Source organism: Pseudomonas sp. ok266 (assembly GCF_900110195.1).
GTDB lineage: Bacteria > Pseudomonadota > Gammaproteobacteria > Pseudomonadales > Pseudomonadaceae > Aquipseudomonas > Aquipseudomonas neuropathica.
Map to the genome: position 1 here is coordinate 32,790 of NZ_FOCU01000022.1, position 9,505 is coordinate 42,294.

Genomic DNA, 9,505 nt, shown 5'->3' on the forward strand with positions numbered 1-9,505 from the left:
CCGTCAATCGTCTGGATTTTCACCCCCGAGGCACGGCGCCCTCTTCCAGTTCCAGCATCAGCCCACTCAGGCGTTTGACCTTGCGCTGCACTGCTTCCTCGAACACCCCCGGGCGGGATTCGATCAGGGTGAACCAGTGCTTGGCGCGGGTGATACCGGTGTAGATCAATTCTTTGGTCAGCACCGGGTTCAAGGCATCCGGCAGGATCAGCGCCGTGTGGGCAAACTCCGAGCCCTGGGACTTGTGTACCGTCATGGCGTAGACGGTTTCAACGTCGTTCAGGCGGCTGGGCAGTACAAAGCGCACGCCGCCCTGGCCGTCGTTGCGCGGGAACGCCACGCGCAATACCGGTTTTCCCGCGTCCGGCCCTTCGCGCTCGGGCAGCTTGAGGGCGATCCCGATGTCGCCGTTCATCAAGCCCAGACCGTAATCGTTACGAGTCATCAGAACCGGACGGCCTTCGTACCATTGCTGATCGTTTTCAATCAGACGTGCTTTGAGCAATGCGGCGGTGATGCGTTGATTCAGGCCTTCGACACCCCATGGCCCTTTGCGCACGGCGCACAGCAACTGGAAAGTGTCGAAAGCTTGCAAGACTTCGCGGGCCCAAACGACCCAGTCCGGATGTTCGAGGGGCCGGCCCGAGGGTGGACGCTGATCACGCAGCACACTCAGATAATGGCGGTAACCCTGCGGGCCGTCGCCGTGCCCTTCCAGCAGCAGGCGCTCCAGCTTGTGATCCTGTTCGCCCTTAAGCGGCAACGAATACACGTCGTCATAGTGTCCGGCGGTGAGCAACTGACGCGCTTCATCCGGCAACTGTTGATTGACCCGACGCGCGAGCTGACCGATCCCGCTGCCCTCGCCGAAGCGCCGGGAGTGACGCAGCATGACCACCTGCTGCGCCAGCGGGTGAGCGCCTTCGACGTCTTCATGCAAGCCGCTGCCCTGCAACGACTCACCGCTGACCGACTCCAGCCACTGTCGGGTCTGCGGGCTGTACCAGCCACCCTCGGCGTCACGGCACAAATCCCCCAGCACAGCGCCGGCCTCCACAGAGGCCAGTTGGTCCTTGTCGCCCAACAGAACCAGGCGTGCATGGGGTGGCAAGGCATCGAGCAGATTGGCCATCATTTCCAGGTCGATCATCGAGGCTTCGTCGACCACCAGCACATCCAGTGGCAAGCGATTGCCGGCGTGGTGGCGGAAATGGCGGGTGCCGGGACGGCTGCCCAGCAGGCGATGCACGGTGGTGACGTCACAAGGAATCTTCGCCCGCACCTCTTCGGTGACTTTCAACGACTGCACCTGCTGGCTGATGGACTCGGTCAACCGCGCCGCGGCTTTGCCTGTCGGTGCCGCCAGACGAATCCGCAGCGGATGACCGGTAGCGACTGCCGGTGCTTGCAGCAGGGCCAGCAAACGTACGACCGTGGTGGTTTTGCCGGTCCCCGGCCCCCCGGTGACGATGCTGAAGGCACCACGAGTCGCAATGGCGCAGGCGAGTTTCTGCCAGTCGATCACCTCACCCGTTCTCGCTGATCCGAACAGTTCGTTCAAGCGCTGCGGCAGATCGTCCGGTGTTGGTTCGACTTGCTGCAGGCGCTCGCGCAACGCCGTATCAATGCGCCGTTCGTAGGTCCAGTAGCGTCGCAGATACAGACGTTTGCCCGACAAGACCAGCGGACATTGCTGTGCGAAATCGCTGGAATCCGCCGCCAGTGCGACCAAAGAGCTGCCGGCCAAAACCTTGCACCAGTGAGCACCGTCGAGCGCCTCAAGCAATTGCGACGGCAGCAACAGCACACCGCCTTGCACGTCGCCTTCGGGGGGCAGCGACAGCGCGAAGTCAGGAGCCTTCAGGGTTTCGTACAGATCAAGACAGACATGACCGTGGCCCAGTTGATGGCTGGTCAGGGCGGCAGCCAGCAGCACCAGCGGATCCGTATCACGCTCAAGTTCGTGCAGGAACGCGACGAACGCTTTGTCCAGCGCACGTAACCAACCACGCTCGACCCAACGAGTCAGCAATATCAACAGGTCATCGGCGCGAGTCAGCGGCGAAAGCCTCGACAGGCTGTCGGCTGCCAACGGCGTGGGGAGCAAATCGGCAAAGGTGCGGCTCATAGCAGGACTCCCTGTTCCCAGGCGGGTTCGGACTTGGGTTCAGGTTTTCCTTGAAACATACGGTCGAGACGCTCGATCAGTTCACGGGGTGGACGGGCGAAATACACACCACGACTGTCAGCACGCGTGCCACGCAGGAACAGATACAACGCGCCGCCGACATGTCGGTCGTAATCGTAATCAGGCAGCCGCGCCTTGAGCTGGCGATGCAACGCCAGCAGGTACAACACGTATTGCAGGTCATAGCGGTTGTCGAGGATTGACTGTTCCATGGCCTGCTCGGTGTAGGCCTGATCATCCACACCTAGCCAGTTGGATTTGTAGTCCGCCACGTAATAACGGCCATCGTGTTCAAAGGTCAGGTCGATGAAGCCTTTGAACATGCCGTTGAGTTGCACCGGTTCGGCTGCCACGCGGGCCACGCCCCTGTGCGTGTGCTGACGCACCAGTTCGTCGAGTTTGACTACATCGACTTTATGACTGGCGAACCAGAACTCCATCTCGACCCGATACTGCTTCAGTTGTTCGAGTACAACCGGTGGCTGCCCGCCGGCAATCGGCAGTGGCGATTTGAGCAAATGCTGCAACCAGTCACTCAAGGTGGTGATCCAACCCTCCCAACCGCGCAGGTTGCAGCGTCGGGCAATCGCATCCTCCAGCGCCTCGCGGGAAACGGCAAAGCCGTCATCTCCGGCCCATTCCAGCAAACCGTGGAGAAACGTTCCGGGATTGGGGCCGCGCGGAAAGCGGTGAATATCGGCACCGCCGGCAATGATTTCCCGTGGAGCATCGGGGTCGAGGCGTTCGTCATCAAACAGCTTTTGCGCTTGCGGGCTGTCCGGTGCTTCATCGCTGCCGCCACTCAACACGTCGCTGATGCGCAGAGCGCTGTAGGAGGCGATCCACCAGTTTTCGCTGGCCTTGCGCTTGGGCAACAGTGTGGCACTCAGCACGGCGTCATTGCGTGGCGGCTGGTAATGCTCGTCAGTGGGTTGGGGCATTTCATCGATATGGATAGCCGGGCAATCCTGTTGCAGATCTTGCAGCCAGCGTTTCAGTTCGCTGGACTCGCCAAGCGATGCGCCACCACCAAGCAGATAACCCAGCGCCGAGAGGTGCAGCACCGAGCTGTTGTTATTGCCCCGTTTGAGATCCGTCACGCCCAACCAGCAGGCATGTTGTGCGCGAGTCAACGCAACGTAGAGCAAGCGCAAGTCTTCGGCCAGACGCTCATCGTCCGCTTGCGCTACCAACTCGGCAGTTGGTTTCAAACTCATCTGAGCCTTGCCCTCTGCATCGTGGTAATGCAGTGGCAGGCGACTGCCATCCACGGGTTTTGCCGAACAAATGAACGGCAAGAACACCAATGGATATTCCAGGCCTTTGGACTTGTGGATGGTCACGACCTTGACCAATTGCTCATCACTTTCCAGACGCAGAATCTGCTCTTCGCCGGCCTGGCCAGACACTGCCAGCAGTTCAGCCAGATGGCGAATCAGCGCTTGTTCACCGTCCAGCTCCGCTGCTGCTTGCTGCATCAATTCCGACAGGTGCAAAAGGTTGGTCAGGACACGCTCGCCATCGGTGCGCGTCATCAAGGTTTGCGGCAGATGGAAGTCGTGCAGCAGGCGGCGCAACATCGGCAGCACGCCTTGCTTGCGCCATAGCTCGCGATAGCCACGAAACTGCATGACCCGGGTTTCCCAGACCAGTTCGTCCTGGTTCAGACGTTCCAGTTCGGCCAATGGCAGGTTCAGGGTGATGCAAGCCAATGCCGCTTTCAGGGAGCGTTCGACATCCGGCTCGGCACAGGCCTTGAGCCAGGACAACAAATCGTGGGCTTCTTGTGCCGCGAATACCGAATCCTTGTCCGACAGATAAACGCTGCGCACGCCACGGGCGGCGAGTTCTCCACGTACGGCCTGGGCCTCTTTACCATCGCGCACGAGAATCGCGATGTCGGACGGCCTCAGGCCTCTGAAGTCTTTGCCGTCCTGAATAAACCCTGCGCTAGCGTTTTGCCCACCATTGAGCAGCGAGGTGATTTCGCTGGCGCACGCTGCCGCCAACTGCTGACGATAGACCGCACCTGACAGTGGCTGGTCGGTGGACAAGTGCCAGACATTCAACGCCGCGACAGCTTGCCCGGCAACTTGCAGCTGTTCCTTGCGACCTTGAGATTCGACGGGGAGGAACGGCACCGGGTTGTCGCCGTTTTTCTCGCGGAACAAAAACGCTCCGCGGCCCTGCTCTCGGGACTCGGCGCGTGCGAAAACATGATTGACCGCGTTGACCATGCCGTGGCTGGAACGGAAGTTGGTGCCCAGCGTATGCAGCCGGCCAGTGGTGGCCTGACGCGCGCGCAGGTAGGTATAGATGTCTGCACCACGGAAAGCGTAGATCGCCTGCTTCGGATCACCAATCAGGAACAGGCCGGTCTCAGGACTGTTGTCTTCGATGCGATAGATACTTTCGAAGATTCGGTACTGCACCGGGTCGGTGTCCTGAAACTCATCGATCAGCGCGACCGGGAACTGCTCGCGAATCAACGTCGCAAGACGTTCGCCTCCGTCGGATTGCAGAGCGGCATCCAGGCGCAACAACATGTCGTCGAAGCCCATCTCGGCGCGACGCCGCTTCTCTTCTTCAAAGCGCGCGCCTACCCATTTGGCGGCATGCTGCAGCACAGCGGCATCAGGAGTGGGCAATGCATCGAGACTCGACTTGAGCTTCGGCATCGCGTCCAGGCCGGGGTGACTGGGAGCTTGGCCTTTCCACGCTTCGGCCATCCCGTCGGGAGTCAGTCGGGTGAAACCGGTGCCGATATCCAGTTGCTCCAGGGACTCATCTTCGGCCCATGCCTTGAGCTTTTCGAACCACGGTTCGAAGTAACGCGCCTGCATCTTGCGACCGTCGACAGTTTTGCTCGCAACACCTTGATGACAGATGGCGAGCAATTCGTCTGCCCACTGACGCCATGGCATTTTCAGCTCGATCAGCGCGGCACGGCGTTCTTGCAGACATTCATCGATCAGCTCCGCAGGCGCCTTGCCCTCGTCGCTGTCACGCTCGCTGGCGAACAGGCCGCGCACGCGAGGCAACAACGCCGCCGGCCCACCCCAATTGCTGCGAACCCAATTCAAGGCATCGCCCTGCATCGGGTAACAGAACAGCCGCCAGTAATCGCGCAGCACTTCGCCGAGCAACTCGCTGTGATCGGTTTCCAGGGATTGGGTGAACAAGCTGCCGCTGTCGAACGCATGCTCACGCAGCATGCGCTGACACCAACTGTGGATCGTCGAGACAGCTGCCTCGTCCATCCATTGCGCGGCGACATCGAGGCGGTTGGCGCAACCGGGCCATTGTGGGGAGTCGAATTGATCACGCAATTCGGCGATCAGCGCGTCGGGCGCAGGCGTTTCGTCACGAAAGAATCGCGCGGCCTCAGCCAGACGCGTGCGTATGCGTTCGCGCAGTTCCTTGGTCGCGGCATCGGTGAAGGTCACCACCAGAATCTGTGGTGGCAACAATTCTCGGCCGAATCCACACGCCTCGTCACCATGCCCGAGGATAAGCCGCAGATACAAAGCCGAAATGGTAAAGGTTTTACCGGTACCGGCACTGGCTTCGATCAACTGGCTGCCCTGTAGCGGGAATGCCAGTGCGAGGGGTGTCTTGGTACTCATGCGCGAGCCCCTTCGGTGGACAGCGAACGCCAGGGCGCTTCAAACAACGGGCGATACAAGGCGTCACACCAACCGGAGAACGTCTCTTCGGCAAGCAATGCGTCAAAATCGGCAAATTGCCGTGACAACGCAGGGCTCTCGCGGCGCTCGCCTTCGCTGGTCTGCCCGTCACCTTCATAGGCTTTACGCGCGGCCGCTTCGGCCTTCAGCGGGTCGCTCTGAGCGAGCCACGCGAAGGCAGTTTTTACCGCGATCGGCAGTGGCTGACGCATCCCGGCCTGCCAGGCGAGGAGCAAATCGCCGAGGAAACGTACCGCTCGATCCGGCTCCATCGGTTCAAGCAGCAGCGTGTCATCGCTGGCCACCAATGCGGTGCTCAGGGAAAGTCCACTGGCGCAGGCCACCAGATGATTGACCCAGGGTTTGATCAGACGATGCCATTTACGGCTTTTTATCGAGCCAATGCTGTTGGGAATGGTCGTGACCGACAACAGGCCTCCGTCAGCACGCTGATGCAAACCGGCGAGCCAGCCTTCGAGTCGCAAGCCCTGTAATTCAAGGTTGACCGGCGTGGCACTGCTCAACGGGGTCGGCCACAGTGTCAGCAGTTGCTGATAACGCTGCAGTAGATCCGGCAGAGGTTCGATCAGCTCTCGCTGCAGGCACTCGCCAAACCCCGCCATTGGCAACAGACCGCTGTTTTGCAGACGTCGTGCCTGGGCAGTCAGCGCCTGTTCGACATTGTCCGGTTGCCTGAGAGCAGCTTCGAGCAGGCTGTCGCTGAGCGTGTAACGCTGCAATGCGTCCAGCACGAAGGGCTCTTCATCGGCCAGGGGGGCTTCGGCCGCTTCGAAATACACCTTGAGACGTTGGGTAAAAAAGTGCCGGACCGGGTTGCGCAAAAAGTCCTGCAACAACGCCAGGCTCAGCGGCTCATCTTGTACATAAGGCGTCAGCACCTGCGCTTCGTTTTGAGACTCATGCTGTTGATGCAGAACCTGCCATTCGCTGGCATAGCTGAAGAGTTGATCGCCCTCATGAAAATAGCGCGCACTGAACGGCTGCAGCGGGTGCTCTTGGGTCATGGCACTCAGCAGATCGCGGTTTTCATCGAGCAATCGCCAACCGCTGGCGAGGTGATCGCGCAGTTGGCCAATCAACACGGAGGCAGGTCGCTCACTGTTATCGCGGATGCTGCGTCCCACCCAGCTGATGTACAGCTGATTGCGCGCCGACAAAAGCGCCTCAAGTAAAAGATAACGGTCATCTTCACGTCGTGAGCGATCTCCCGGACGGTAGTCGCTGCCCATGAGGTCGAAGTCCAGCGGCGGCTGTGCGCGTGGATAGTCGCCGTCGTTCATTCCCAGCAGGCAGACCAGTTTGAACGGTATGGCACGCATGGGCATCAGCGTACAAAAATTCACGGCACCAGCCAGAAAGCGCTGAGACAAACGCCCCTGGTCCAGGCCGGCGAGCCAGGCTTCACGAACCACGGTCAGTGGTAGCTCATCCGCCAGACCTACGGCGTCACAGGTTTCCAGCCAGGTTTCGCGCAGCTCTTCGAGTTGGGTCAACAAGTAGTCGTCATGCTCGTTACTGGCCTTGAAGAACAGTTGCATCAGGGCCTGCAAACGGTATCCCCACTCCTTGGGTTGAGCGGGTTGGGTGAGCTGTTGATGGGCGAGTTCCAGCGCATCGAGCAGAGCCACCAACGGCCCGATCAGTGCGGCGTCGAGCCCGCCAATCTCATCGTAGGGTTCAATCCCTTCACATGCATTGGCACTGCCGACGGCGTAGCCCAGAAGCATGCGACGCAGGCCGAAATGCCAACTGTTTTGCTCAAGCTCGTCGGGTAAACCCAGACCCGCTCGCTGCTCGGCACTCATGCCCCAACGCACGCCCGCGCCTTCGATCCAGCGATGCAGTGTCGGCAGGTCGCGCTCTTCTACACCAAAGCGAGCGCGGAGTGCGGGAACGTCGAGCAGGTCGAGAATTTCACTGACCGGGAAACGACTGTCGGGAAGCTTGAGCAGGTGTTCGACCGCGATCAGCAGTGGATCACGGCCACGTTGTCCCTGGTCCGCCAATGTGAAGGGGATAAACCGCGAATCATGCCGGTCAAGCTGACCAAAAACCGCGCGGATATGCGGGGCATAGCTATCGACGTCAGGCACCATGACGATCACATCGCGCGGACGCAGATCCGGATTGGCACTGAAGCGTGCCAGGAGCTGGTCATGCAGTATTTCGACTTCACGTTGAGCGCTGTGGGCAATATGAAAGCGGATCGACTCGTCCTGTGCCAGATCGACAGCAGGCCAGTGCTCACGGGTTTCATTGAGTGGGCGCAACTCCAGGATATCGTCCTGTAGTTGATTGAGCAGATTGTGCGGCTGAGTTTCGCTGAACAGGTCTATGCGGCCGTCGCGAAAAGCCGCCCGATAGCTATTGGGATCGTCATAACTGTCGAGCAGGTTGATGTAGTCCCGGCCCTGTTTGCCCCACGCAGCCAACAGTGGATGGGCGTGTTGATGCAGTGTTTCAGGATCCAGCACTGCTGGCATTCCGGTCTTGCGCGATTGCCGTTTGTATTGATGCCGCAGCAGATCCTTGTCGGCGACGATATCGGCCCAATGGTGGCGGCACGGGTTGTGTACACACAGCAGAACCTGACTGAAACGTGCGAGCCCGGCCAGCGCTTCAAGCACTTGGGCTGGCAGCGAAGAAATCCCGAAAACGATCACTCGCGAAGGCAATCCCGCAGGTGCTTCGTTGAGGTTATTGATGCGTTCGAGAAACCGTTGATGGACTCCAGCACGACTCTGCGCCATGCCCTGTTCGCCTACGTCATCCAGCAGCGCGCGCCACAGTTCTGCCTGCCAGCAACTGGTCGGGGGCAGTGGTTTTACTTCACCTCTGACCGTGCGTAATTGATGCCGGCCTTCGGCCCAGTCTTCCAGCCAGTCGGCCCGGTAGACCTGATATTGGTCGAACAGATCCGCCAAGCGTTCGGACAATTGATAGCGCTTGCGCAGGTCGGTGTCATGGGTAAGGAAGCGTTGCAACGGCTCGAAATGCGGGCGATCAATGACCTGTGGCAGCAGACGCATAAGGCGCCAGGTCAGCGGGGCCTTATCGAGCAGGGATTTGGGAGGAATTTCATCTCGACCCAATACCATACGGTAAAGCTGCCACATGAAACTGCCCGGCAGTTGCACATCTATCGCGGCAGCAATACCGCAACCTCCGAGATCGTCGTCCTCTGGATCTTCAGCCAAGGCCAATTTGAGCCACTGGGCAATACCGTTGCTCTGCACCAGAGCGATTTCGTTTTCCAGCGGGGCCAGTGGATAGCGCCGCATTATGCTGATCACAAGGCTGCGCAGTTCGTCCAGACTATTGCTCTGGACCACCATGAATGCAGCGTTGAGGGACTGGGCGTCCGGCATAAGGGTTTCCTTGGAGAAGTACAAAAGCCAGGGCAGAACCTTAGCATTGTCGACAGGGTATGACAGCCGGACGACATCCTTGAATGCTGTACGAACTTTCCTGCGGGCAAAACAAAACCCCAACTGCTTTCGCAATTGGGGTTTCGGAATTTAATCTTGACGATGACCTACTCTCACATGGGGAAACCCCACACTACCATCGGCGATGCATCGTTTCACTGCTGAGTTCGGGATGGGATCAG

3 protein-coding genes and 1 rRNA gene are annotated in these 9,505 nt (G+C 59.6%); all 4 read right to left on the reverse strand.

Annotation, left to right across the window (positions count from 1 at the left end):
• Positions 1-19: 19 nt before the first annotated feature.
• The gene (gene recD, locus BMY54_RS29200) at positions 20-2,128 is read right to left on the reverse strand and encodes an exodeoxyribonuclease V subunit alpha (protein ID WP_093442390.1); all 2,109 of its coding nucleotides are present in this window, start codon (positions 2,126-2,128) and stop codon (positions 20-22) included.
• Positions 2,125-5,814 (reverse strand): exodeoxyribonuclease V subunit beta, encoded by a 3,690-nt coding sequence (gene recB / locus BMY54_RS29205; RefSeq protein WP_093442395.1) that lies wholly within the window; start codon positions 5,812-5,814, stop codon positions 2,125-2,127. Before recB ends, recD begins: the two co-directional genes overlap by 4 nt.
• Entirely contained in the window at positions 5,811-9,263 is a 3,453-nt protein-coding gene (recC, locus tag BMY54_RS29210) for an exodeoxyribonuclease V subunit gamma (protein ID WP_093442400.1), read from the reverse strand. Before recC ends, recB begins: the two co-directional genes overlap by 4 nt.
• Positions 9,264-9,417: 154 nt before the next feature.
• A 5S ribosomal RNA gene (rrf, locus tag BMY54_RS29215) occupies positions 9,418-9,505 on the reverse strand; the annotation flags it as partial.

What these genes read in the sequence shown, in the direction of transcription:
- recC (WP_093442400.1), bottom strand. Translation starts at nt 9,263, where the DNA reads ATGCCGGACGCCCAGTCCCTCAACGCTGCATTCATGGTGGTCCAGAGC.
- recB (WP_093442395.1), bottom strand. Translation starts at nt 5,814, where the DNA reads ATGAGTACCAAGACACCCCTCGCACTGGCATTCCCGCTACAGGGCAGC.
- recD (WP_093442390.1), bottom strand. Translation starts at nt 2,128, where the DNA reads ATGAGCCGCACCTTTGCCGATTTGCTCCCCACGCCGTTGGCAGCCGAC.